Below are 25,018 nucleotides of genomic sequence, written 5' to 3' on the forward strand. Positions count from 1 at the left end.
GAGCTGGGACAGCTCGCCCGCTCCTTCCGCCGCATGGCCGACGAGGTGCAGCGCCGCGAGGAAGCCCTGCGTCAGGCCAACGAGGGTCTGGAGCAGCGGGTCGAGGAGCGCACCCGCGAGCTCAAGGACGTCCACATGCAACTGGTGCAGACGGCCCGGCGCGCCGGCATGGCGGAGATCGCCACCAATGTGTTGCACAACGTGGGTAACGTGCTCAACAGCGTCTACACCTCCGCCATGCTCGCCAAGGAGCGGATGGCGGACATGCGTCTGGAGCACGTGGGCCGTGTGGCCGGCATGATTCAGGAGCACGAGTCCGACGTGGGCACCTTCCTCACCCAGGATGAGCGCGGGCGGAACGTCATGCCCTTCCTGAGCAAGCTGGGGCAGAACCTGCTCGACGAGCGTCAGGACATCCTCTCGTTGCTCGACGACGTGGGCCGCTACACCGAGCACGTGGGCGACATCGTCAAGGTGCAGCAGAACTACGCGCGCATTCCCCGCGTCCACGAGCCCGTTCAACTGGTGGATCTGGTGGAGGACGCCATCCGCATCAACTCGGCCGGGCTCATCCGCCATCAGGTGAAGGTGCAGCGCCAACTGGCCTTGATGCCTCCGGTGCTCACCGACAAGCACAAGGCGTTGATGATCCTCGTCAATCTGGTCAGCAACGCCAAGTACGCCATGGATTCGGTCGCACCGGCCGAGCGGCTCCTGTCCGTCAAGCTGGAGCCCGCCGGGAGTGACCGCCTCCACATCGTGGTTCATGACAACGGAATGGGCATCGCGCCGGAGATGCTCACCCGGATCTTCCAGTATGGCTTCACCACCCGCGAGGAAGGGCATGGCTTCGGCCTGCACTCCAGCGCCATCGCGGCGCAGGAGATGGGTGGCTCGCTGACCGTTCACAGTAACGGTCCGGGACACGGAGCCACCTTCACCCTGGAGCTCCCCTATCTCCCGGCACAACAGGCGGCGGCATGACCCAGCGTGAGAGCAAGAAGCGAGTCCTCATCATCGATGACTCGGAGGCCATCCACACGGACTTCCGGCGGATCCTCACTCCGGAGCAGCGCCGCAGCCGGGGAGACATCGATCTGCTGGAGGAGGCCCTCTTCGGTCCGCCTGCCTCTCGCACCACGGGCCCCACCGAGCCCGAGTTCGAGGTGGACTCGGCCTTCCAGGGACAGGAAGGCCTGGCCAAGATCCGCGCGGCCGTGGAGGCCCACCAGCCCTATGCGCTGGTGTTCCTTGACTACCGGATGCCCCCGGGCTGGAACGGGGCCGAGACGCTGCGGCGCCTGCGCGAGGTGGCTCCCTCGCTGCGCGTGGTGCTGTGCTCGGCCTACTCCGACTACTCGTGGGCGGAGCTCGTGCGGGAGTTCAGCGACCTCCAATTGCTGAAGGAGCTGCGCAAGCCCTTCAACGGGCAGGAGGTGCGCGAACTGGCCGTCACCCTCACCGAGCCCGCTCCGGCTTGAGCCAGTAGCGCTCGCGCTGGAAGGGATAGGTGGGCAGGGTGACCCGGCGCCGCGCGTAGGGCGCATCGAAGGCGGCCCAGTCCACCTCCACGCCTCGCACGTACAGGGTGCCCAGGGTCTCCAGGATCCGGGCCCACTCCAGCCGGGGCCCCAATCCCAGACACACCTCCACCCCGTGGGCCTTCAACGCCTGCCCGGCTTCGTCCCCGAGCGGCGGCCGCTGGCTCCGGGCCTCGCGCCAGAGCTCCTTCTGGAGGGCCTCGCCACCCACCGCCGCTCCCGTCCCGGCGTCCACCAGCAGCAGTCTGGGTGCGGCGTAGGCGCCTGCCTGGGATGGCCCGCCCGACGCCAATCTCAGCCCTTCCTCGAGGCTGAAGACTCCCGCCTCCACCGCCGCCGCCAACAGGCCGATTCCGTGACCGGCCACGGCCCTGGGCTGCACGCCCCAGGCCCGCCACAGCCGCGCCTGAGCCCACTCCAGCGCGAGCTCGGCGGCCCCGCCGTACGGCTCCTGATTCAACAGCGCGGACTCGGAGCCATACAGCACCTGCACCAGCGGCTTCTCCAGCACGCCCTTCAGCGCTTCTCCGCACTTCTCCAGCGCCTCGCGGAAGACGGGCTGCGTCTCGTACAGCTCGCGGCCCATGCCCGCGGTGCGCTCCCCTTCCCCTCCAAAGACAAACACCACCCCGGGCGCGTGCGTCACCTCGCTCCCCACCTTCACGCCCTCCACCGCGCGACCCGCTTCCACCGCGAGGAGTTTCTCGCGCACCTGTTGCAGCGGGGCGCCCACCACCGCCAGCCGGTGCTCGAAGTGGGCCCGCCCCGCCGCGGCCGTGAAACACACCTCCGCGAGCTCCGCGCTGCCCTCCGCCAGGAAGCGGGCGTAACGGCCCGCCTGCGCTCGCAAGGCCTCCTCGCTCCGGGCCGAGAGCACCAGCACGTGCGCCGGCCGCTCCACGTCCCGCTTCACCTCCGCCCGCGCTGGCGCCTCCTCCAACACCACATGCGCCAGGGTTCCGGTCCGCCCGTAGGACGTCACCCCCGCGATGCGCCGGCCCTGCGTCGGCTCCCACGGCGTCAGCTCCACCGGCACCTTCACGCCCATTCCCTTCCAGTCGATGTGGGGATGGGGCTTCTTCAGGTGCAGGTGCGCCGGCAATTGCTTGTTCCGCATCGCCAGCATCACCTTCATCATCCCCACCACCCCCGAGGCCGCCTCCGGATAGCCCAGGTTCGTCTTCACCGAGCCCATCCACAGCGACTCCCCGCCCGAGCGCCCCTCCTTCAACACCGACCACATCGCCTCGGCCTCGATGGGGTCTCCCATCGCCGTCCCCGTGCCGTGCGCCTCCAGGTAGCTCACCTCGGCCGGTGACACGCCCCCGCTCCGCAACGCCTCGCGGATGACCGACTGCTGCGCCACCCCACTCGGCACCGTGAACGCGCTGCTCGGGCCGTCATGCCCCACCGCCGAGCCCCGGATGACCGCGAGGATGTGGGCGCCCCTCGCCCGCGCATCCGACAGCCGCTCGAGCACCAGCAACCCACACGCCTCGGCCCGGCCAAAGCCATCCGCCGACGCGTCGAAGGCCTTGCACCGCCCGTCCGGCGACAGCGCCCCACTGCTGGAAAGATAGACACTCGCCTCCGGCGACAGGAGGAGGTTCACGCCCCCCGCCAGCGCCAGCGAGCACTCGCCATTGCGCAGACTCTGGCTGGCCAGGTGCACCGCCACCAGCGACGACGAGCACGCCGTGTCCACCACCAGGCTCGGGCCCTGGAAGCCAAACAGATACGACAGCCTCCCGGAGATGGCGCAGTTCGCCCTCGCCCCCATGAAGTAGGGGTCAATCACTCGCAGGCCTCCCGCGTTCAGCGCGAGCTGCCCGTAATCATTGTTCATCACCCCCACGAAGACGCCCACCCGGTCCCGCCTGGAGCGCTCCACCGCGTGCCCCGCGCGCTCCAGGGCCTCCCACCCCACCTCCAACACCAGCCGCTGCTGCGGATCCATGTACTCCGCTTCCCTCGGCGAGATGCCGAAGAAGCGCGCGTCGAACCGGTCCACGTCCTTCAGGAAGCCTCCGCGCCGGGTGCGAATCTTCCCCCGTGCCTGGGGATCCGGGTCGTACAAGGACTCGGCGTCCCAACGGTCCGCGGGCACCTCGCTGGTGGCGTCCACGCCCTTCACCTGCAGGTCCCAGAAGTCCTCCGGGGTCTCCACGCCCCCCGGCAGACGGCAGGCCATGCCCACAATGGCAATCGGCTCGCGCCGGGCGGCCTCGGCCTGCTCCAGCCGGGCCTCCAGCTTGCGAATCTTCACCAGCTGTTGCTGCAACAACTGGCGATGGTTGAGCTCCTCGGACATTCCCGCTCCCTCACGAATCCTTGGCGAGATCCTCGGCCACCAGCCGCGCCAGCTCGGCGTCGGACAGGCCCTCGAGGTCCTTCTCCAGCGTGGTGTCCTCGGGCTTCGCGGACACGGGAGGTGCCTTCGGCGTCTCCCCGGTGTCGAGCTTCAACACCTCGCCCAGCAGGTGCCGTACCAGGAAGTCGACGGTCGGGTGATCCAACGCCACCGTCGCCGGCACGGAGATACCGAGCCCCTTCTGCAACACATTGCGCAGCTCGATGGCCATCAGCGAGTCCATGCCGAGCTCGGCGAAACCCTGACGCCAGTCGAGCTCCGAGGGCCGCAGCCGGAGGATGCGCGCGACCTCGTCCTGGAGGCCCCGCGCCAGCACCTCGGGCCGCTCGTGAGGCATTGCCGCCCGGAGCTGCTCCGCCAGCGGGTAGCGCGGAGGCTGCACCGCGCGAGGCCCGGCGCCCCGGACAGGTGCCAGCGTCTCGAAGAAGGACGAGCGCCCGAGGGCCCCGATCGACTCCAGGTACACCGGCCACTGCACGGACATGAGGGCCACCTGCGGCTTGCCGCTCGCGAGCGCCTCGCCGAACAGCGCGAGGCACTGCCGCGTCGGAAGCAGCCGGATGCCCCGGCGCTCCAGGGAGCGCGACACGTGCGCATCCAGCGAGCCCAGCATGCCCGCCTCCGCCCACGGTCCCCAATCCATCGACTGCGCCACCAGCCCACGGGCCTGCCGCTCGTGCGCGAGCGCGTCCAGGAAGGCGTTCGCCGCGGCGTAGTTGCCCTGTCCCGCCGAGCCGAGCATCGCGGAGGCCGAGGCGAAGAAGACGAAGAAGTCCAGCTCCCGGTTCCCGGTGAGCCGGTGCAGGTTCCACGCTCCCGCCACCTTCGGCGCCATCACCCGCTCGAAGCGGGCGAGGTCCTGCTGCGCGAGCGCTCCGTCATCCAGCACGCCCGCCGAATGGACGATGCCCCGCAGCGGTGGGGACTCCGCGTCGAGCCGCTGGAGGAGCTTCGCCACGTCCGCCTCGCGCGAGACGTCCACGGAGGCCACGAGGACGTGGGCCCCCGCCTTCTCGAGCGCGCGCACCGACTCGGTGGCCGAGGCCGAAGGCGCCCGGCGGCCCACCAGCACCAGGTGACGCGCGCCCTGCTCCACCATCCACCGCGCCACCTCCAGGCCCAGTCCACCGAGCCCGCCCGTGACGAGGTAGGTGGCGTCCGCGCGGAGCGTGATGGAGGCGCCGCGCGAGCTCGTGTCCTTGCGCAGCACCGGGTGCAGGCGCACGCCGCCGCGGAAGGCCACCTCGCGCTCGGGAGCGAGCGCACCGCCTCCCAGCTCGGAGAACAGCATCCGGATGCTGCCCTCGAGGTTCTCCGGATCCAGGTCCACGCGGGTGCAACGCACTCCGGGCAGCTCCAGGTCCATCACCCGGCCGAGTCCCCACAGGGTCGCCTGGGCCAGCGCGAGCCCCGGGCGGGTGTCCTTCACCGCCTGCGCGCCCCGGGTGACGAGCCACACGGGAGGCGCATCGTCCCGGCTCGCCAGCGCCTTCACGAGCCGCACCACGCCATCACTCGCCTCCAGCGCCGCCCGCTGCACCGACTCCGCGGTGGCGTCCTTGCCAGGCCGTTGATCCAGGCCTCCCAGGTACACCACGCCCGCGCAGCCGTCCGGGACGCGGGTGAGCTCCCCGGAGCGCACGCGGACCACGGACGCGCCGTGCTCCTCGAGCATGCGCCCGAGCCGCTCGCCCACGCCCTGGCCATCCATGAGCAGCACCCACGGCTGCTTCCTGTCCGCCACGGGCGTCGCGGTGGGCACCGCCGTGGGCATGGGCCGCCAGAAGATGTCGTAGCGGGCCTCGTCCCGGCGTGCGTGCGTGCTGAGGCGCACGGCTTCCCGGCTCGCCATCCGTCCCCGGAAGCCCAGCACCTCCGCCACCAGCCCCTGCTCGTCGAAGATGCGCAGGTCGCCGCCGATGGGCGCACCCGGCTCGGCCTTCCCGCCCCCTTCGATGCGGGCATGGCACCACACCGTCCCGCGCGGCCGCCGGTAGACGGTGAAGCGCGACACGCTGAACGGGATGAGCAGCGCGTCCGACTTGCGGGCCTGGAGATCCAGCGTCCAGCTCGCGAGCACCTGGAAGCACGAGTCCACGAAGCCCGGGTAGAGCGGGTAGTCCTCCAGGTCGTCCGGCAGCGGAGGCAGCCGCATCTCCCCGAGGAGCTCATCTCCCGCGCGAGCCACCGAGTGGATCCACTGGTAGCCCGAGCCCAGCGTGTAGCCCTGCTCCTTCATGGCGCTGTAGAGCTCGTCGCCCGAGCGGCGCTCGCTGCAACGGGCCAGGAGCTCCTCGCGCGAGGCCCACGGCTGGGGCGGCTCGGCGAGGCCCACCCGCACTCCGCCGCTGGCGTGCAGCACCCACGTCTCCGCGCCGTCCGAGCCACCGAGCGACTTCACCTCGAAGGCCCGGCCCTGCTCCTGGGGCGTGAGGATGACCTGGAGCGTGCGCTCCTCGTCGTCCGCGAGCACCAGCGCCTGGGGGAAGGCCAGGTTCTCCAGCGTGCACGCGGGCGAGCCGAAGGCGTCCTCGATGACCGAGAGCACCAGCGACACGTGCGAGGACCCCGCCGCGACGAGCGAGCCGAAGAGGCGATGGTCGTTGAGGTGCGCCGGCCGGGACGGTCCGTAGGCCGTCTCGTACACGAGCGCGTCGAGCACCGGGGAGCGCAGCCGCCGGCCGAAGTGCGGCGTGAGGGCCTGCTCGCCCCGGGGAGCGAGTGCCCCTCGCGGCGCGCCCCGCCACCAGTAGCGCTGGCGCTGGAAGGGGTACGTGGGCAGGGAGATCCGGCGCCGGGCGTACGGTGCATCGAACGCGGCCCAGTCCACCTCCACGCCCTTCACGTACAGCGCGCCCAGCGTCTTCAGCAGCCGCGTCCAGTCCGCTTCGCCCGGGTGGAGCAAGAGGACCTCGGCGCCCTCGGTGTTGCCCTTCTCCGAGCGCACCAACGGCACATTGGCCACCACGAGCCTCAGCCCCTCCTCCAGGCCGAGCACTCCCGTCTCCACCGCCGCGACGTACTCGCCCACGCCCTGCCCCACCACCCCCGCTGGCAGCACGCCCCACGCGCGCCACAGCCGCGCCAGGGCCCACGACAGCGTGAACTCCGCGGCCCTGCCGTACGCCTCCTCCTTCAACAGCGCGGAGCCGGGGCCGTACAGCACCTGCACCAGCGGCGTCTCCAGCACGCTCCTGAGCGCCTCAGCGCACTTGTCCACCGCCTCGCGGAAGACGGGCTGCGTCTCGTACAGCTCCTTGCCCGTCTCCTTGCCCATGACGGCCGAACCGAAGACGAAGGCCACCTCGCGCGCCGGGCCCGCCGCCTTCCCCGGCACCACGCCTTGCGCCTCCCCGCCCGCCGCCACCGCCGACAGCAGCTCGCGCATCCGCCTCGAGTCCCGGCCCACCACCGCCAGCCGGTGCTCGAAGTGCGCGCGTCCCACCGCGGCCGTGAAGCACACGTCTCCCAGCTCCGCGCGCCCTTCCTCCAGCACTCGCGCGTACTGGTCCGCCTGGGCTCTCAGCGCCTCCGGGCTCCGCGCCGACAGCACCAGCACGTGCTCCGGTCTCTCCACGTCCCGCGTCCGCACCGGCATCGGCGGCGCCTCCTCCAGCACCACGTGTGCGTTCGTCCCGCCGAAGCCGAAGGAGCTCACCCCCGCGAGGCGCCGCCCCTGCGTCGGCTCCCACGGCGTCAGCTCCACCGGCACCTTCACGGCCATGCTCTTCCAGTCGATGTGCGGGTTGGGCGTCTTCAGGTGCAGGTGCGCCGGCAGCTGCTTGTTCCGCATCGCCAGCACCACCTTCATCACGCCCGTCACGCCCGCCGCGGACTCCAGGTGCCCGAGGTTCGTCTTCACCGAGCCCATCCACAGCGACTCGCCTCCCTTGCGCCCCTCCTTCAGCACCGACCACATCGCCTCCGCCTCGATGGGGTCTCCCAGCGACGTCCCCGTACCGTGCGCCTCCAGGTAGCTCACCTCGGCGGGAGAGACTCCCGCATGCCCCAGCGCCTCGCGGATGACCGCCTGCTGCGCCAGTCCGTTCGGCACCGTCAGCCCGCTGCTCGCTCCGTCCTGGTTCACCGCCGTGCCGCGGATGACCGCGAGGATGTCGTCCCCGTTCGCCTGCGCCTCGGAGAGCCGCTTGAGCACCAGCACGCCGCAGCCCTCGGCCCGGGCGAAGCCATTCGCCGACGCGTCGAACGTCTTGCACCGCCCATCCGCCGCGAGCATCCGCGCCTTGCAGACGGCCATCATCGGCTCGGGCGACAGGATGAGATTCACTCCCGCCGCGAGCGCCATCGTGGACTCGCCCGAGCGCAGGCTCTGGCAGGCCAGGTGCAGCGCCGTCAGCGACGAGGAGCACGCCGTGTCCACCGCCATGCTCGGGCCCTGCAGGCCGAGCGTGTACGAGAGCCGTCCCGCCACCACGTTCAGCGACGTGCCCGAGGCGAACCATGCATCCACGTCCTCGGGCCGCCCCTGGAGGATGACCCGCGCGTAGTCCGCCGTGGTGATGCCCACGAAGACGCCCGTGCGCGATTCACGCAGTGCCTTCACGTCCTGGCCGGCCCGCTCCAGCGCCTCCCAGGCCACCTCCAGCACCAGCCGCTGCTGCGGATCCATGCTCTCCGCTTCGCGCGGCGAGATGCCGAAGAACTGCGGCTCGAAGCGGTCCACCTCCCGAAGGAAGCCGCCCGAGCGCACGTACATCTTCCCCGGCGCCTCCGGATCCGCGTCGTACCAGGCGTCCACGTCCCACCGGTCCGCCGGAATCTCCGAGATGGCGTCCGTGCCCTCGCGCAACAGCTTCCAGAAGGCCTCTGGCGAGTCCGCTCCACCCGGCAGCCGGCACGCCATGCCGACGATGGCGATGGGCTCGTCCGGCGGGGCTTCGCTCCGGGCCTCGGGCGCGGCGGCGCGGGGAGCCTCCGCCTCGACGAGCGAGAACAGATGCTCCGTGAGGGCCCGCACGCTCGGGAAGTTGAAGGCCAGGGTCGCCGGCAGCGACAGCCCCAACGACTTCTCCAGGCGGACCTTCACCTCCACCGACATGATGGAGTCCATCCCCAGCTCGTGGAAGCCGCGCTCGGCCTCGAGCACCTCGCCGGACGGCAGGCCGAGGATGCGCGACACGGTCTCCTGCACCAGGGACCGCAACGCCTCGTGCCGGGCGGACGCGGAGGCCGCTTCGCGCCACGGTGCCGGGGCGGAAGCCTTCGCGTCGGCCTTCGCCGGAGCCGCCGTCTGCGAGGCCGTCTCCTTGCGAATCCGCTCCAGCAGGGGCCTCGGGCCACGGGACTCGAAGATGGGCCGGAAGCGCTCCCAGCGGACGCTGGCCACCACGGCCTGCGGCACACGCGCCCCCACGAGCCGCTCCATCCACTCCAGCGCGGACTCTCGCTCCATCGGCTCCACGCCCAGGGTGTCCAGCCAGCGCTTCTCCTCGGGGGTGGCCGCGCCCTGGCCGCTCCAGAGCCCCCAGTTGATGCTCGTCGCCGGCAAGCCGAGCGCGTGCCGGTGCACGGCGACCGCATCCAGGAAGGCATTGGCCGCGGCGTAGTGCCCCACGCCCGCCGAGCCCCACACGGCCGCGATGGACGAGAAGAGCACGAAGAAGTCCAGCGGCTCCTCGCGCGTCAGCTCGTGGAGGTGCCAGACGCCCTCCACCTTCGGAGCCAGCACCCGGTCGAGCATCTCCGCGTCCAGGTCGCGCACCATCGCCGTCGACGACACCGCCGGAGCGTGGACGATGCCGCGCAGCGGAGGCATCGAGCTCTTCACCCGCTCGAGCAGCGCCGCCATCGCGTCGCGCCGGGACACGTCCGCCTGGGCCAACAGCACCTCGGCGCCCGCCGCCTCCAGCTCGCGCACGAGGGAGATCCGCTCGGCCTGCTCGCCGCCCTGGGCCTGGAGCACCTCCCACTGCGAGCGCTCGGGGAAGGCCCGGCGCGCGGTGAGCACGAGGTGCCTCGCGCCCCGGCGTACCAGCCAGCGCGCCACCTCGAGCCCGAGCGACCCCTGGCCCCCCGTGATGAGGTAGGTGGCCTCGGCCCGCACCGTCATGGGCCGGGACTCCGGGGCCTCGCGCTCCACGAGACGCGCCACGAACCGCTGGCCGCCCCGCAGCGCCACCTGATCCTCACCCGACGCGGCACGCAGCTCGTCCCAGAGGGAGTCCACGCCCTCCTCGGGGCCCAGGTCGATCAACCCACCCCAGCGGCCCGGACTCTCCAGCGCCACGGTCCGCCCGAGTCCCCAGAGCGGTGCCTGGGCGGGCTCCACCTTCGCCACGCCCGGACCCGCGGCCTGCGCGCTCCGGGTGATGATCCACAGCCGTCCGCCCGGCTCCTGCGAGCCGTCCACGACGCGCAGCACGGAGGCCACACTTGCACAGGCCTCGCGAATGCCCGCGCCGTCCACGCCCGTCACATCCAGGCCGCCCAGGTACACCACGCCCGCGCAGGGCGACGCCACGGAGAAGCGCTCGCGCCACAGCCGCCCGAGGCCCGCGGTATCGTTCGCGTCCACCTTCACGCAGGACAGCCCCTGGGCCTCGATGCGCGCGGCGAGCTGCTTGCCCACGCCACCGCGATCGCACAGCAGCAGCCAGGTGCCAGGCGCCGGAGAAGAGGACGGCGCCAGACGCGCCGCGGGCTGCCACTCCAGTCCGTACAGCTCGCCCTTCGCGGCTCGAGCGGGGGAAGCCTCGGCCCGGACGCTCGCCACGGAGGTGGACACCTCGGGAAGGGCCCAGTACCGCTGCCGCTGCCACGGGTAGCGAGGCAGCGCCACCTTGCGGCGCGCGAGCTCCGGGTCCACCCTGCGCCAGTCCAGCGCGAGCCCCCGGACGAACAGGTGTCCGAGCGCGGCCCGCATCTGCTCGGCGTCATCCTTGCCCTTGCGCAGCGAGGGGAGCCACTCGGGCCCCTCGCCCAGGCACGCCTTGCCGAGCCCCAGCAGCGTGGTGTGCGGGCCCACCTCGACGAAGGCGTCGATGCCCAGCCCGCGCAGGGACTCCATGCCCTCCTGGAAGCGCACGGCCTCGCGCGCGTGGCGGCGCCAGTAGCCCGCGGAGCCCAGCTCGCCCGGGCCCACCGGCCGGCCGGTCACGTTGGAGATGAGCGGAATCTGGCCCGCCTTCCACCTCATCCGTGCCGCCTTCGCCTCCAGGGCGTCCAGCATCGGATCCACCAGCGGCGAGTGGAAGGCATGCGAGACGGTGAGCTTGCGCGCCGCGATGCCCTGGGACTCCAGCGCCGAGATGATGCGCTCCACGGCGTCGGCGGCACCGGACAGGGTGAGCTGGCCCGGAGCGTTGTACGCGGCGATGGACGCTCGGTCCCGGTACGGCGCGAGCAGCGGCACCACCTGGGCCTCGGTGGCGAACACCGTGGCCATGACGCCGCCCGCGGGCAGCGCCTGCATGAGCCGCCCGCGCTCGGCGATGAGCTCCAACGCGTCCTCCATCGAGAGGATGCCAGCCACGCACGCGGCGGCGAACTCGCCCACGCTGTGGCCCATCACCGCGTCCGGCACCACGCCCCACGAGCGCCACAGCTCCGCCAGCGCGTACTCCAGGGCGAACAGCGCCGGCTGGCTGTACGCCGTCTGGTCGATGGGCGAGGGCACCCCGTCCTTCGGGTACAGCACCGAGAAGAGGTCCAGCTTCGGCTTGAGCCGCGCGGCGCAGCGCTCCAGGGCATCACGGAAGACAGCGGACGTCTCGTAGAGCCGCCGGCCCATGCCGGGGAATTGCGAGCCCTGACCGGTGAAGAGGAAGGCCACCCGGGGTGCGGAGTGTCCCGCCTTGCCCTGGACCACCTGCTCCGTCTTGCGTCCCGAGGCGAACGCGGACAGGCCCGTGGCCAGCGCCTGCGAGGAGCCGCCCACCACGGACAGCCGGTGCGGCATGCGCGCGCGGGTGGTGTTCGCGGTGAAGCACACGTCCGCGGCGTCCAGGTTCGGATGGTCGGTGAGGTGGTCCGCGTAGCGGCGCACCAGGGCCGAGAGGGCCTCCTCACTCCGGGCCGAGAGCGTCAGCAGGTGCGCGGTGGGCCGGGTGAGCGTGTACGCGGGCGGCGCCGGAATGGGCGCCTCCTCCAGGATGATGTGCGCGTTGGTGCCGCTCATGCCGAACGCGCTCACGCCCGCGAGCCGGGGCGTCGCCGAGCGCTTCCACGGCCACAGCTCGCCGGGGATGAAGAACGGCGTGCCCTCCAGGCGGATGCGCGGGTTGAGCCGGCTGAAGTTCAGGTGCTTGGGGATGGCCTCGTGCTGGAGCGCGAGCACCACCTTCATGAGCCCGGCGATGCCCGCCGCCGCCTCCAGGTGGCCGAAGTTCGTCTTCACCGAGCCGAGCGCGCACCGCGAGCCATCCGGCCTCGGCTTGCCCATCACGTCGACGAGCGCCTCCACCTCGATCGGGTCTCCGAGCGGCGTGCCGGTGCCGTGGGCCTCCACGTACCCGAGGGCGGAAGGGTCCACCTTCGCGTTCGCCAACGCCTGCCGCAGCAGGGCCTGTTGAGCGAGCATGTTGGGTGCGGTGAGTCCCTGCGAGCGCCCATCCTGGTTGACGGCCGAGCCACGGATGACCGCGAGGATGCGATCCCCCTGGGCCTGCGCGTCCGACAGCCGCTTGAGCACCACGAGCCCGCAGCCCTCGCCGCGCACGAAGCCATTGGCCCGCGCGTCGAAGGCACTGCACCGGCCGTTCGGAGAGAGCGCCTGCATGCGCACGAGCGTCTCGGTGACGGACGGGTCCAACACGAGGTTGGCGCCGCCCGCGAGCGCCACGTGGCACTCGCCATTGCGCAGGCTCTGAGAGGCCAGGTGCAGCGCCACCAGCGAGGACGAGCACGCCGTGTCCACCGCGAGGCTCGGCCCCTGCAACCCGAGCGTGTACGAGACACGTCCGGGCGGGAAGCAGTGGCCGTTGCCGGTGCCGTAGTAGGCGTCGATGTGCTCGGGGTCCGTGGGCAGCAGCTTCGCGTAGTCGTCACCCGTGAGGCCCACGAAGACACCCGTGGGCGTCTCCACCAGCCGCTCGGGATCCTGCCCCGCGTGCTCCAGCGCCTCCCAGGCCACCTCCAGCAGCAGCCGCTGGCGGGGGTCCATGCTGGTGGCCTCGCGCGGAGAGATGCCGAAGAACGCCGCGTCGAAGCCGCTCACGTCCTCCAGGTAACCCGCCCAGCGCGGCGAGCCCGTGTCCGGCCCGGCACGGCGCGAGGACGGCTCCCGGCGGACGGCATCCCTCCCGGCCGCCAGCAGCTCCCAATACGCCTCCGGCGTGTCCGCTCCGCCGGGGAAGCGGCATCCCATGCCGATGATGGCGATGGGTTCGGTGCGGGCCCGCTCGAGGGAATCGATACGGGCCTGCATCTTCTGCATCGCCATCACGGCGCGCGCCAGGCGCTGCTTGAGCTCGTCCTTCACTTCCTCGCTCACTTCACGTCCTCCCAGGCCGCCAACGCGTCATCCACCATCTCGAGCAACTTCCCTTCCGACAGCTCCGCGAGCTGATGGACCTCTGGATCCGCCGGAACGGGGGGCCGGATCACCACTGCCGTGTGCACCGGCTCCACCGGGGCCGCCGCCTCGTGATGCTTCGGCGCGAGCCCCAGCTGATCCAACAGGTACGTCGACAGCGCCATCAGCGTCGAGTGCGCCCACAGCAGCGTCACCGACAGCTTCAGATCCAACGCCGCCTCGATGCGGTTGCGCAGCTCCAGGCTCATCAGCGAGTCGAGCCCCAGGCCGCGGAACGGCTCGTGCCGGCCCACGCGCGAGGGATCGATTCGCAGCACCTGGGCCAGCCGCTCCCGCAGGTGGGCCTCCAGCTTGCCTGGCCGCTCGCCGGACGCGGTGCGCCGCAGCTCCACCAGGAAGTCCGAGCGCCCACGCTGTCCCTCGCTGCGCTCGGCGGCCAGCTCGTCCCAGACGCGCATGGACGCCGCGCTCGGGAAGAACTCCAGCCACTGGCGCACGTCGAGCGACACCGCGCCCACGTGCACCGCGCCCTCCTCCAGCAGCCGCTCGAGCAGCTCGCTGCCCTGACGCGGGGTGAAGCTCGCCATGCCCTGGTAGGCCAGGCGCTCGCCCCGGTTGGAGTGCGCGGCGGCCAGACCCACCTCGGAGAAGGGACCCCAGTTGACGCTGAGGCCGGGCAGGCCCTGCTGGCGCCGGTAATGGGCCAGCGCGTCCATGGCCGCGTTCGCCGCCGCGTAGTTGCCCTGGCCCGGCAGGCCCAGCAGCGCGGACATGGACGAGTAGAGGACGAAGAAGTCCAGCGGCTCGTCACGGGTGAGCATGTGCAGGTTCCACGCGCCTTGAATCTTCGGCGCCATCACCGAGCGGAACCGCGCCGGCTCCTGCTGCTCCAGGATGCCGTCATCGAGCACGCCCGCGCAGTGTAGCACGCCCCGCAGCCGGGGCATGTCCCCGCGCGTGAGCTCCAGCACCTCGGCCAGACGCCGCGCGTCCGCCACGTCCGCGCGCATCACCTCCACGCGAGCCCCCTCGGCCCGCAGCGCCTCCAGCTCCGGCAGGGCCGTCATGGGCGAGGCGCTGCGGCCCAGCAGCAGCAGGTGGCGTGCGCCATGACCGACCAGCCAGCGCGCCGCCTCCAGGCCCAGGCCACCGAGGCCACCGGTGATGAGGTACGTCCCGTCCGGCCGCACCCGGAAGCCCGGCCGCGGCGGCACCACGCGCAGCTCCGGGTCCTCCATGGTGACGACGAGCTTGCCCACGTGCTGGCCCTGCGCCATCTCGCGGAAGGCCTCGGACACCTGTGACACGGGGAAGACGCGGTGGCTCACGGGCTTGAGCTCGCCCGTCGCCATGCGCTCCACCACCTCGCGCAGCATCCGCGAGCACAGCGCCGGCCGCTGCTCCCTCAGGCCCACCAGATCGATGGCCGCGTACACGAGCCGGCGGCTGAACTGGGAGAGGTCCAACGCCCGGCCGCCGTGGATGTCGCGGTTGCCCACCTCGAGGAAGCGCCCGTCCGGTGCGAGCACCTCCATGCTCCGGGTGATGGCATCTCCGGAGAGGGAGTTGAGCACCACGTCCACGCCCTCCTTGCCCGTCACGCGCAGCACCTCGTCCGCGAAGGCGAGCGTGCGCGAGTCCATCACGTGTTTGATGCCCAGCGAGCGCAGCAGCTCCCGCTTCTCCGGCGTGCCCGCGGTGGCGAGCACCTCGGCGCCGAGGTACTGGGCGATCTGCACCGCGGCCAGTCCGAGCCCGCCCGCCGCGGAGTGGATGAGGATGCGCTCACCCTTCTGCAGCCGGGCCAGGTGGTTGAGCGCGTACCAGGCCGTCATGAAGACGCTGGGGATGGAGCTGGCCTCCACCGCGCTCAGGTTCTCGGGGCGGCGCACGGCGAAGCGCGCATCCGTGACGACGTGCGAGGCCATGGCGGACGGCGCGAAGGCCACCACCGCGTCTCCCTCCTCGAGGTCCGTCACCCCCTCGCCCACGGCCACCACCCGGCCGGCGCAGTCCAGTCCGAGCGGCAGGCCCTCCAGCGGCGCCCCGGGGGCCTTGCCCGTGTTCTTCATCACGTACAGGCCCATGGTCTTCATCACGTCGATGAAGTTGAGGGCCGAGGCCTCGACGGCGATCTCCACCTGGCCCGGGCCGGGCTGGTGCCGCTCGGCCATGCGCACCGTCACGCCGCCGAAGGAGCCCGCCGGAGGCGTCTCCACCTGGAAGGAGCGTCCCGCCGCGGGCAGCAGCGGCTCCACCAGCATCTCCTTCGAGCCCGAGCGCCGCACGAGCCGTGCCGCGAAGCGAGCCCCCGCCCGCAGCGCCACCTGCTCGTCGTCGGCGCGCGCGGCCAGCTCGCGGCCCAGGGCCTCCACGTCCACGCTGGGCGAGGAGGGATCCAGGTCCACGCACGTGCAGTGCATCTCCGGGTGCTCGTGCCCCACCGCGCGGCCGAGGCCCCAGAGCGTCGCCTGGAGCGCTCCCGTCGCGGGCGAGTTCAGCACCGGGTAGGCGCCGCGCGTCACCAGCCACAGGCGCGGAGGATCCCTCCACCCCATCCGCAGCACCTCCTGGACGATGCGCAGCGTGCCGGCGCAGGCCCGCACCGCCTCGTCGAGGGCGCGCTCACCGGACACGTCCGGGGACGGCATGTCCAGGCCCCACAGGTACGCCACGCCCGTGCAGGTGTTGCCCTGCGGGTAGCACTGCTGCAGCACCAGGTGCAGGTCCTCGCGCGAGCCGGGAGTCACCGTGTAGTGGCGGGCGCCCAGCTTGCGCAGGCCCGTCCCCGCCTCCACGCGGACGCAGGAGCCACCCCACGACTCCAGCATCTCCGCCAGCGCGGCCCCCACCCCGGTGGTGTCCTGGAAGATGAGCCAGGGCGCGTCGGCCGAGCCCGGCTCGAACACCGCGGGCAGGCCCACCCGGCGCCAGACCAGCTCGAAGAGCGAGCGATCCTGCTCGGAGCGGGCGCGGCCGTAGCGCGTGGCCAGCGCGGAGAGCTCCAGGCCCTCCACCTCGGCGAGCGGCACGCCCTGCGCGTCGAGCAGGAGCACATCCCCCTCCAGGGGCATGCCCTTGCGCCAGGAGTCCAGGGAAGGCAGGCGCGCGTGGGCCCACTGCGGTGTGCCCCGGCGCAGCACCTCGAAGCGGCGCAGGCGCACGGGGACGAAGGTGGTGTCCCCCGAGGGCACCGCATCCAGCAGCACCTGCAGCGCCGCGTCGAGCACCGCGGGGTGCAGCTCGCTCCCGGGCCCGAGCGCCTCGGGCACCTCGATGCGGCCCACGGCCTCTCCGTCCCGGCGCCACGACTCCTTGAGGCCCCGGAAGGTGGGGCCGTACTGGAGGCCGCGCTGCTCCATGCCCTGGTAGTGCCCCTCGCCGATGCGGACCTCGGTGCACCGCCGCTGCACTTCCTCCACCATGGTGAGCGGCAGCGAGCCGCGCCCGTTGGAGTCCGCCGCGCGCACGCGCCCGTTGGCGTGCACCGTCCACATCTCCGCGCCGCCGCCGCCGCCCGACGTGGGGATGAAGCTGGACACCTTGAAGGAGATGGCGCCCGTGGAGCCCACGTCCACCAGCAGCTCCGCCTTGCGCGTGCTGTCACCGAGCAGCGCCAGCGCGTCGTCGATGCGCAGGTCCTCGAGCACCCACGGCCCGGGCCCCAGTGCCGTCTGCACCGCCGTCATCGTCCAGTCCAGGTACGCCGTGGTGGGCAGGAGGATGGTGCCCTGCACACGGTGGTCCGCCAGCCAGGGCAGGTGCTGCACCCCCACCTCCACGTCCCAGAAGAAGGCCCCGGGGCGCAGCGAGGAGCGGCGCACGGGTCCCAGCAGCGAGTGGCCCCGCTGCTCGCGCGTCACCTTCGGCGAGGGAGCCGCCTCGCCCGGCTGGAACCAGCAGTCCTGGCGCTGCCAGGGGTAGTCCGGCAGCCGCACCCGGCGGCCGCTCTCCGGGTACAGCGCCTTCCACTCCACCTCGCGGCCCGCGGCGTAGAGGCCGCCGAGCGTCTCCAGCATCACCTCGCGCTCCGGCTGCTCGCGGCGCAGGGACGGCAGCACCGTGCCCTCCATGCGCAGGTGGGCGATGGTCTGCTCGATGGCGGGCAGCAGGATGGGGTGCGGACTCACCTCCACGAAGAGCGAGTGCCCGTTCTGGGCGAGGCTCTCCACCACGGGGGCCAACAGCACCGGATCCCTCAGGTTGCGCACCCAGTAGCCCGGCTCCAGGTCCGCGCCGTCCGTCACCTCGCCCGTCACGGTCGAGTACAGCGGCACCTCGCCGCGCCGGGGTGCCAGGCCCTCGAGCGCCCGGAGCAGGTCCTCGCGCAGCGGCTCCATCTGCGGGCTGTGCGAGGCCACGTCCACCTTCACCCGGCGGCAGAAGACCTGGCGCGCCTCCAGCTTCTCCACCACCTGGGCGAGCGCGTGCGGCTCGCCGGAGAGGACGGTGGAGCGCGGGCTGTTGCTGGCGGCCACGGACAGCCAGTCCTCCAGGCCGCGGATGGCGACGCGCGCCTCGTCCATCGTCAGCTCCACCATGACCATGCCGCCCTGGCCGCTCACGCGGCGCATCAGCAGGCTGCGGCGGCAGATGATGCGAGCCGCGTCCACCAGGTCCAACGCCCCGGCCACGTGCGCCGCGGCGATCTCCCCCATGCTGTGGCCCACCACCATGTCGGGCACCACGCCCCAGGCGCGCCACAACCGCGCCAGCGCCACCTGGATGGAGAAGAGCGTGGGCTGCACCTGATCGATGCGCTCCATCCACGCCGCGTCGTCCGAGGACAGCAGCTCTATCAGCGACCAGTCCACGAAGCGGCGCAGCGCGGCGTCACACTGCTCGAGCGCCGAGCGGAACACGGGCTCCTCGGCCATGAGGCGGCGCCCCATGCCCAGCCACTGCGAGCCCTGGCCCGGGAAGACGAACACCACGGGCTGGTGCCGGCCATCCAGGTTGCGCGTGACGGAGAGCCCCGGGCGCACCTCGCCGCGCAGGAAGGCCTTGAGGCCGTCGCGGGTCTCGGTGGGCGTGCGGGCCAGCAGCGCCAGGCGGTAGTGCAGGTGGGTGCGGTGCACGGAGGCCGAGTAGCAGACGTCGTGCAGCGCCAGCGGGCGCTCCTCGAGGCGCGCGAGCAGGGCGCTGGCCGCCTGGGTGAGCGCCTCGGGCGTCTGGGCGGACAGGGGCAGCAGCTCCGTGCGTCCGGCCGCCTCGGGGGGCGGCTTCGCGGAGGGCAGCTCGGTGACGGGCACCTGCGGCGGCGGCAGCGAGGCCCAGCGCACCTGGACGCCCCGCGCGTGCAGCGCCGCGAGCGACTCCAGCAGGGCCGCGCGGGCCTCGTCGCGCCGCAGCGAGCCCACCACCACGCCCGCCTTGCCGGCCTTGCGCAGCAGCTGCTCCACCGGGCGGCACAGCACCGGGTGGGGGCTGAGCTCCACGAAGGAGTCGATGCCGTCGGCCACCAGGCGCTCGGCGGCCTGGGCGAAGCGCACGGGCTGGCGCAGGGTGCGGCAGCGCGCATCCCCCGTGCGGCCCTCCACGCCCATCTCGCGCGCCACGGTGGACACCCAGCGGATGCCCCCCTCGCGCGCCCACAGCCGCTCCTGGGCCGCCTCCAGCTCGTCCCGCAGCGACTCCCACTGCCGCAGGCGGCTGGCGCGGTACACCTTCCACACCGCGTCCGCGGCCTCCAGGCCCCCGGCGATGCACGCGGCGGCCACCTCGCCCACGCCGTGGCCCACCACCACCTCGGGCTCCACGCCCCAGGCGCGCCACAGCGCCGCCAGGCCCACCTGCATCGCGAGCGTCAGCGGCTCGGCGGCGTCCTCGTCCGCGAGCACCCGCGAGTGCGGATCCCTCATGGCCTCCACCAGCGACCAGCCGGCCAGCGGCATGAAGGTGGTGTCGAGCGCCTCCACGCGGGCGCGGAACACCGGCTCCGTGGCCAGCAGCTCGCGGCCCATGGTGGCCCACTGAGAGCCCTGGGGCGAGCACATGAAGGCCACCCGCGGCGGCGTGCCCAGCTCCCCCGTGAAGAGGCCCGCCCGGCGCCGCCCCTGCCGGAAGGACTTGAGCTGCAGGGCCAGCTCCGCGCGCGTGCGGAAGGTGAAGGCCGCCCGGTGGCCGCCCGTCCCCGTGAGCAGCGCCCAGGTGCGGCACAGGTCGCGCACGCACACCGGCGACTCCTCGTGCTGCAGCAGCTCCTCCGCCTTCGCCGCCTGGGCGAGCAGCTCCGCCTGGGAGTCCGCCGCCAGCGGCAGCAGCTCCTCGCGCCCCACCGGCGACTCCTCCAGCACCACGTGGGCGTTGGTGCCGCCCCAGCCGAACGCGCTCACTCCCGCCGTCGCGGGCTCGTCCTCGCTGGGCCACGGCATCAGCCGCTGCGGCAGGCTCAGCCTCAGCTCGCCGAAGGGAATACGCGGGCTCGGCTCGCCGTGCATCATGTGCGGCGGCACCAGCCGCTTCGACAGCGAGAGCGCCAGCTTGATGAGGCCGGTGATGCCCGCGGCGCCCTCCAGGTGGCCGACGTTGGCCTTCAACGAGCCGATGAGCAGCGGCCGGTCGATGGCCCGCCCCTCGCCGAGCGCGGCGCCCAGGGCGCTGGCCTCGGTGGGATCTCCCAGCGCGGTGCCCGTGCCGTGCGTCTCCACGTAGTGCACGCGGTTGGTGGGCACGCCGGCGCGCGCGTACGCCTCGCGCAGCAGCGCCGCCTGTCCGGGCACGCTCGGCGCGGTGAGCCCGTTGCCGGTGCCGTTGTTGTTCACCGCGCTGCCGCGGATGACGCAGTAGATGTGCGCCCCCGACGCGAGCGCCGCCGACAGCGGCTGGAGCACCACCAGGCCCGCGCCCTCGCCGCGCCCGAAGCCGTCCGCGCCCGCGGCGAACGCCTTGCTGCGGCCATCCGGCGCCAGCCCTCCGAACTTGGACAGCAGCACGTTGGCCTCGGGCGAGAACATCAGGTTCACGCCGCCCACCAGCGCCAGCCGCGACTCACCCGAGCGCAGGCTCTGGCAGGCCAGGTGCACCGCCACCAGCGACGAGGAGCACGCCGTGTCCACCGTCAGGCTCGGCCCCTTGAGGCCCAGGAAGTACGAGAGCCGGTTGGCGATGATATTGAGCGACTGTCCCGTCGCGCTGTGCAGCGTCACCGCCGCGCGCTCGCTCAGGTGCCGGTCCGCGTAGTCGTGCCAGATGGCGCCCATGAACACGCCCGTGCGCGAGCCCTTCAAGCTCACCGCCGGCACGCCCGCGTCCTCCAGTGCTTCCCACATCACCTCCAGCATCAACCGCTGCTGGGGATCCATCTCCGAGGCCTCGCGCGGAGAAATCCCGAAGAAGAGCGGATCGAACCCGCTCACCCGCTCCAGGAAATAGCCGTGACGGGTGTTCGCCTTGCCCGGCGCCTGCGGGTCCGCGTCGTACCAGACGCCATTGTCCCAGCGCTCCGGGGGCACCTCCTGGAGCAGCTCCCTGCGCTCACACAGCAGACGCCAGAAGGCCTCCGCATCGGGGGCGCTGGGAAGACGGCACGCCAGGCCCACCACCGCGATGGGCTCCGCATCCCTTCCTCCATGTGCGGCCCCGGCCTCGGCGCCCCCCAACTCCGAATCCGCCTTCGCGGCGGCTCCGGCGCCCGGCCCCAGCTGGCTCTCGCTCTCCGTCATGTGTTGCCTTCCTGTGTCCGTCAAAGGTCCACTGCGCCGTTGGCGGGTGTCAACCGCCCGACTGTCAATGAATTACGCCCCTCACGGGGTTCACGTGATTTGGCCTGACCGGCACGTTGATTCCACTCATCCGATGCTATCCCCCCCGGCTTCGAGACCGGACGTCACTGGCAGAGAAATGCGAGCCCCCCACTCGGCACGCCTCAAAATCGCATGTCTCTTATTGCCTGGGGAGCGGGTAAAGACAGACCCCCACCCTTTGCGGGAGATCCCCGATTCCTGTCGGGGGAATCTTCCGCTCCGGGGTGCCCTCTAATTCCTGTCAAATCCTAGCTGACAAGCTTTTCAATTTCTTCGGGGCTAAAGCCAGCCTCCGAAAGAATTTTCTGGGAGTGCTGTCCCAAAGCAGGCGGAGGACGCAGCGGTGTCTCTCCCATGCGCAGGGGCGTGAGCAGGTGCGTCACCTTGCGCCCGCGTTGGGAGTCTTCGGAATCCACGAAAAGGCCACGCGCGCGCAGCTGGGGATCCTCGAGCACCTCGTCGCCCTCGAGCACCGGCTCCACGCAGACGTCGGTGCCGGCGAAGCGCTCCTTCCAATACGCCAGCGGGTGCTCGGCGAAGAGGCGCGAGAGCTCGGCCTTCACGCGCTCGCCGGCCTCGCCCGTGTCGTACGCGTCCGCGAGCAACTCCGGGCGTCCCAATACCTCGCACACCCCGGCGAAGAACTTGGGCTCCAGGGCGCCCACGGCGAGGTAGCGGCCGTCGCGGGTGCGGTACAGCCCGTAACAGGCATAGCCGCCATTGAGGGCCTCGCGGCCGCGCCGCAACGGCTGGCCGTGCTCGCCCATGGCCAGGCGCGCCGCCAGGTGCATGTGCAGGAAGGCCACGGCGCCATCCGTCATGGACACGTCCACGAAGCGGCCCTGGCCGGTGCGCTCGCGCTCGTGGAGCGCCGCGAGCAGGCCCACCAGCGCGAAGAGGCTCCCGCCACCAATGTCACCGAGCTGCACGCCGGGGAAGGCCGGCGCTCCGTCCGCCCGCCCGCCGTAGCCGAGCACGCCCGCGCGCGCCGCGTAGTTGAGGTCATGCCCCGCCTTGAGCCGGTCCGGTCCCGTCTGCCCGTAGCCGGAGATGGAGCAGTAGATGAGCCGCGGGTTGCGCGCGTGCAGCGCGCTGAAGCCCACGCCCAGCTTGTCCATGACGCCGGGCCGGAAGCTCTCCACCAGCACGTCGTAGCCGCTCGCCAGGCGCAGGAGGGCCTCGCGCCCCTCGGCGGACTTGAGGTCGAGCGTGAGCGAGCGCTTGTTGCGGTTGAGCCCGTAGAAGAGCGCGCTCTCGTCCTCGCGCAGGGGCGGCATCTGGCGGATGTAGTCACCGCCGCCGGGGTCCTCGACCTTGTCCACCGTGGCGCCCAGGTCGGCGAGCACCAGCGTGGCGTAGGGACCCGGCAGCAGACGGGAGAGATCCAGGACCTTGAGTCCGGACAGGGGGAGCGTGTTCATGGTGGGGGAGTGGGGGTTGGGGGGAGGGGGACAAAAAAGAAGCGGCGCGGCCCCGGAGGAGGAGCACGCGCCGCCCGTGGAGCCCGGCGCCCGAGGGCGCCGCTCCGGTCACTCTAGCCGAGCAGCTTCGCCAGCTTCATGGCGAGGCCCATGTCCATCGGCTTGAACTTGAGCTTGCCCTGCATGGCCGCCATCTGGGCGTTGAGCTGCTTGGAGCGGATCTTCACGAAGTCGTCGTTGCTGACGGTGACGGTCATCTTCGGGGTGCCCTCGGCGCCCTTCGTCACCCAGCCGTCCGTCTTGGTGCAGTCCAGCGTCCAGGTGCCGCCGTTGTCGCCGGTGATGTTGAAGTGGATGACCGAGTTGATGTCCTTGGCCAGCTCTGGCTTCTGCTGCAGCGTGGCCGGGATGTCCTTCTCGATGATCTCCTGCGCACTCGCCATGACTCGCTCCTTTGAGGGATTGATTGGTGAATCAACGCCGGCCCGGACCGTAGTGACGGTGCCCGGGCCGGTCAAGCCGTGAGAAGGGGCTCAGCGGCCGGCACTGGCCTGGGCCTGACCCAGCGAGCGGCGGACCATGTCCAGCAAGTCGTTGAGCTCGAAGGGCTTGGCCAGGTGGCCCACCGCGCCGATGTCCGTGGCCTTGCTGCCCACGTTGCGGTCCGCGCTGAGCACGATGAGGGGGATGCCGGCCACGGACGGCCGCTGCCGCATGCGCTGGGCGAACTCCCAGCCGTCCATCACCGGCATCATCAGGTCCAACAGGATGAGCTGGGGAGGATCCGGCTCGAGCCGATCGAGCGCTTCCTTGCCATTGCGTGCGCGGCGGATCTCGAAGCCCTCGGCCTCGAGGATCTCGGAGAGGGCCTCGAGGATGTCCGGGTCGTCATCGACCACCAGCACGACATGGGAGCCCGGGTGCTGAAAATTGACTGAGGACAGAGTCTTCTCCTGAGGATGCGCGCACCCTCGATTTTCTCTCAAGGCGCGGGAAGGTGACGAGGAAATCAACCGGCTCGTAGGGCAGGAAGGCAGGCGCGTTGCAAAATCGACATTGCCTGCCCACCGTTTTCCTAACCCATGGACGAGAGCACGGCAGGCGTGAGGTACGAGGGGGAGCATCGGCAGGCGGCCGGAGAGGAGGTGCCGGGGTTCGCCCTCCTGTCGAGGCGGGGCGTCCTGCGCGAGGTGGATGGCCGGCTGCGCTCCCATCTGGGCGTGGAGCGGCTGCCCGAGGCCGTGGAAAGCCTGGAGGAGCTGCTGGAGGGAGTGGGCTTCCACCGGTTGCCGGGCGTGGACGTCTGGGAGCGCGAGGGGCGGCGGGTGCGGGCGGGCGAGCGCTCGCTGGAGGACGGCGCGCGCCTGGTGTGGACCCTGCCCGTGGAGGGCGACGAGGAGCTCATCCACCGGCGCGCCCGCTACCTGGGCATGGCCTCTCACGATCTACGGGGCTCCCTGGCCAACGTGCGCTCCTACGCCGCGCTGCTGCTCAACGGCCGCATTCCGCTCGAGCCCAAGGCGAAACGGGGCCTGGAAACCATCCTGCGCAACACGGACAAGGCGCTCGCCTTCGCCCAGGACTTCTTCGACGCGAGCCGGGCCGACCTGGGCATGCTGGCGTGCGAACAGGAGCGGCAGGCGCTCGAGCCCCTGCTCGCCACGGCGGTGGAGCACCACCTGGAGGCCGCGGGTGCGGCGAGCGTGGCGCTGAGCCTGGAGCTGCCGGAGGGGCCGCTGCCCGAGGTGGACGTGGACGCGGGCCGGGTGCAGCACGCCGTGGAGGCCTTCCTCCGTCACCACCTGCTGCGCGCCCAGGCCGGGGAGCAGCTCCGGGTGCGGGTGCGTCCCGACGGTGGCCGCCTCCGGGTGGAGGTGCGGCGCGACGGCGTGCCTCCGTCCGAGGAGGAAACCGCCCTCACCTTCGCACGCGAGGAGCGGGCCTTCCGGGAGAAGAAGCTGGAGGATCCACTGCGTCTGACGCTCGCCCGGCAGGAGGTGGAGGCGCTCGGCGGTTCGGTTGGCGTGACAACGGATGCGGGAGGCACCACCCTCTACCTTACACTCCCCATCGCTCTCGCTACCTCGGCGGGCATCCAGGCCTGAGTCACCCTTTCGTCGTGCTGGCGACCCGCGCACTCTGGGGCTATCCTGCCCACGCCTTTTCCAAGGAGTGCGTGATGGGTCTGAAGATGTCGGAGATTCTGCTGATCATGGGAGTGCTGCTGCTCCTCTTCGGGGGGTCGCGCCTGCCTCAGCTCGGCTCCTCGCTGGGAAGCGCCATCCGCAACTTCAAGCGCGGCTTCGCCGGTGACGAGACGCCCGCCGACGAGAAGAAGCCGGGGACACTCGCCAGCAACGGTGCCGTCGAGAAGGACGTCAACGCCCGCAGCACCAGCCACCAGGGCTGAGCCGTCCCACTCGAAGTTCCCCGAAGCTCGCGCCCGA

The 25,018-nt window shown here is 71.8% G+C and carries 10 protein-coding genes; 4 read left to right on the plus strand and 6 right to left on the minus strand.

Annotation, left to right across the window (positions count from 1 at the left end; translation table 11 throughout):
- Together ACJ8AN_RS37405 and ACJ8AN_RS37410 are read left to right on the plus strand one after the other, a co-directional pair.
- Nucleotides 1–984, plus strand: a 984-nt coding sequence (locus tag ACJ8AN_RS37405) for a sensor histidine kinase (RefSeq protein WP_407760387.1), incomplete at its 5' end; no start/stop codon positions are given.
- A complete protein-coding gene (locus tag ACJ8AN_RS37410; protein WP_407760388.1) occupies nt 981–1,481 on the plus strand; it encodes a response regulator in 501 nt (166 codons plus the stop codon). The genes ACJ8AN_RS37405 and ACJ8AN_RS37410, both read left to right, overlap by 4 nt.
- On the opposite strand, the gene ACJ8AN_RS37415 is transcribed toward ACJ8AN_RS37410, so the two are convergent.
- The 6 genes from ACJ8AN_RS37415 to ACJ8AN_RS37440 all read right to left on the minus strand — a co-directional run bounded on the left by ACJ8AN_RS37415 (nt 1,459) and on the right by ACJ8AN_RS37440 (nt 23,476).
- Nucleotides 1,459–3,852: a type I polyketide synthase gene (locus ACJ8AN_RS37415; RefSeq protein ID WP_407760389.1), complete on the minus strand. Its 2,394-nt coding sequence runs from the start codon at nt 3,850–3,852 to the stop codon at nt 1,459–1,461. The genes ACJ8AN_RS37410 and ACJ8AN_RS37415 overlap by 23 nt on opposite strands.
- Before the next feature lie 10 nt (nt 3,853–3,862).
- Entirely contained in the window at nt 3,863–13,363 is a 9,501-nt protein-coding gene (locus tag ACJ8AN_RS37420; RefSeq protein WP_407760390.1) for an SDR family NAD(P)-dependent oxidoreductase, read from the minus strand.
- On the minus strand, nt 13,360–21,069 hold the full coding sequence (locus tag ACJ8AN_RS37425; RefSeq protein ID WP_407760391.1) for an SDR family NAD(P)-dependent oxidoreductase: 7,710 nt from the start codon (nt 21,067–21,069) through the stop codon (nt 13,360–13,362). Before ACJ8AN_RS37425 ends, ACJ8AN_RS37420 begins: the two co-directional genes overlap by 4 nt.
- Before the next feature lie 329 nt (nt 21,070–21,398).
- Nucleotides 21,399–22,571 (minus strand): CaiB/BaiF CoA transferase family protein, encoded by a 1,173-nt coding sequence (locus ACJ8AN_RS37430; RefSeq protein WP_407760392.1) that lies wholly within the window; start codon nt 22,569–22,571, stop codon nt 21,399–21,401.
- 113 nt (nt 22,572–22,684) lie between these two features.
- A complete protein-coding gene (locus ACJ8AN_RS37435; protein ID WP_407760393.1) occupies nt 22,685–23,014 on the minus strand; it encodes an SCP2 sterol-binding domain-containing protein in 330 nt (109 codons plus the stop codon).
- A gap of 90 nt (nt 23,015–23,104) precedes the next feature.
- On the minus strand, nt 23,105–23,476 hold the full coding sequence (locus ACJ8AN_RS37440) for a response regulator (RefSeq protein ID WP_407760394.1): 372 nt from the start codon (nt 23,474–23,476) through the stop codon (nt 23,105–23,107).
- 198 nt (nt 23,477–23,674) lie between these two features.
- On the opposite strand from ACJ8AN_RS37440, the gene ACJ8AN_RS37445 reads away from it, so the two are divergent.
- Both ACJ8AN_RS37445 and ACJ8AN_RS37450 read left to right on the plus strand, forming a co-directional pair.
- Nucleotides 23,675–24,676 (plus strand): sensor histidine kinase, encoded by a 1,002-nt coding sequence (locus ACJ8AN_RS37445; RefSeq protein WP_407760395.1) that lies wholly within the window; start codon nt 23,675–23,677, stop codon nt 24,674–24,676.
- Between the two features lie 74 nt (nt 24,677–24,750).
- Complete coding sequence (locus ACJ8AN_RS37450; protein WP_407760396.1) at nt 24,751–24,981, plus strand: twin-arginine translocase TatA/TatE family subunit; 231 nt, start codon at nt 24,751–24,753, stop codon at nt 24,979–24,981.
- Nucleotides 24,982–25,018: the final 37 nt, after the last annotated feature.

The organism is Archangium sp. (genome assembly GCF_045802675.1).
Taxonomy (GTDB): domain Bacteria; phylum Myxococcota; class Myxococcia; order Myxococcales; family Myxococcaceae; genus Archangium.